Origin of the sequence: Pseudomonas sp. 21615526, from assembly GCF_013386245.1 — a bacterium.
Lineage (GTDB): Bacteria > Pseudomonadota > Gammaproteobacteria > Pseudomonadales > Pseudomonadaceae > Aquipseudomonas.
Genome location: NZ_JACAOM010000167.1, coordinates 3,352 through 4,601, shown reverse-complemented (window position 1 = coordinate 4,601; position 1,250 = coordinate 3,352). Strand labels below are relative to the sequence as shown.

At 62.3% G+C, this 1,250-nt stretch carries 1 protein-coding gene; it reads right to left on the bottom strand.

The annotated features are described in order from the left end of the window. Positions 1-40: 40 nt before the first annotated feature. The coding region (locus tag HX786_RS29940; RefSeq protein ID WP_178912991.1) for a sigma-54 dependent transcriptional regulator at positions 41-1,250 on the bottom strand (1,210 nt) is incomplete at its 5' end.

The following is a 1,250-nucleotide window of genomic DNA, read 5'->3' as shown; positions in this document are numbered from 1 at the left end:
AACGGATATGTACTCCCCCCCCAAAAACGCTCAGCGCCCCCTAGCGAACAATCTTGTCCACCTGAATCCCCAGCTTCTTCAACCGATACCAAAAACTGCGCTCGGAAATCCCGATCCTCTGCGCCGCCGCAGCCTGCACCCCGTTGCTCTCCTGCAACGCAGCCATGATGTAAGCCTTCTCCACCTCAGCCAGCGCCGCATCCAGATCCTGCGGCACACCCGGCCCGTTGCTGAGTATCGCGCCCATCCCATCCTCAGCAGGCGTCGAAGCAAACAAATACGCCGGCAAATCAATATCCTCGATCACCGGCGTCGCCGCGACAATGGTCGCCCGCTCCACACAGTTCTGCAGCTCACGAATATTGCCCGGCCAGGAATACGCCGCCATGGCCTGCAACGCCTCGGGGCTGAAACCGGTGATGCGTTTGCCCGCCGTGGCACTCAAGGTCTGGGCAAAGTGCCGGGCCAGCGGCGCGATATCTTCCACCCGCTCACGCAAGGCCGGCAGCGGAATCGGAAATACGTTCAAGCGGTAGTAAAGGTCTTCACGAAACTCTTTGTTCGCCACCGCATCCAGCAAGTTCTTGTTGGTGGCAGCGATCACTCGCACATCCACCTTGCGCTCGCGCGGGTCACCCACCGGCTCGATCACCCGCTCCTGCAAGGCCCGCAGGATTTTCGCCTGCAACGCCAACGGCATGTCACCCACCTCATCGAGAAACAACGTGCCCTTGTCGGCCTGCATGAAGCGCCCGACCCGATCCGCCACGGCGCCAGTGAAGGCGCCCTTGCGGTGGCCGAACATCTCGCTTTCCAGCAAGCCTTCGGGGATTGCCGCGCAGTTGACCGCCACAAACGGCTTATCGGCGCGGTTGCCGTGCTTGTGAATGGCGCGGGCGACCATCTCCTTGCCGGTGCCGCTTTCGCCCGTCAGCAGCACCGTAGCGTTGCTGTCGCGCACCGAGTCCACGGCGTGCAGCACGCGGCGGAACGCCGGGCTGTCACCCACCAGGCTGTCGAACTGCGCATGTTCATCCAACTCGGCACGCATGCGCGCGTTGTCGCGCATGATGTCGCGAAACTGCAGGGCCTTCGCCACCGTGATGTCCAGCTCGTCGATATCGAAGGGCTTGGCGATATAGTCGTAGGCGCCATTGCGCATCGACTGCACCGCGTTCTTCACGGTGCTGTAGGCGGTCATCACGATCACCGGCAGTTGCGGGTAGCGCACCTTGATTTCCGCCAGCAGC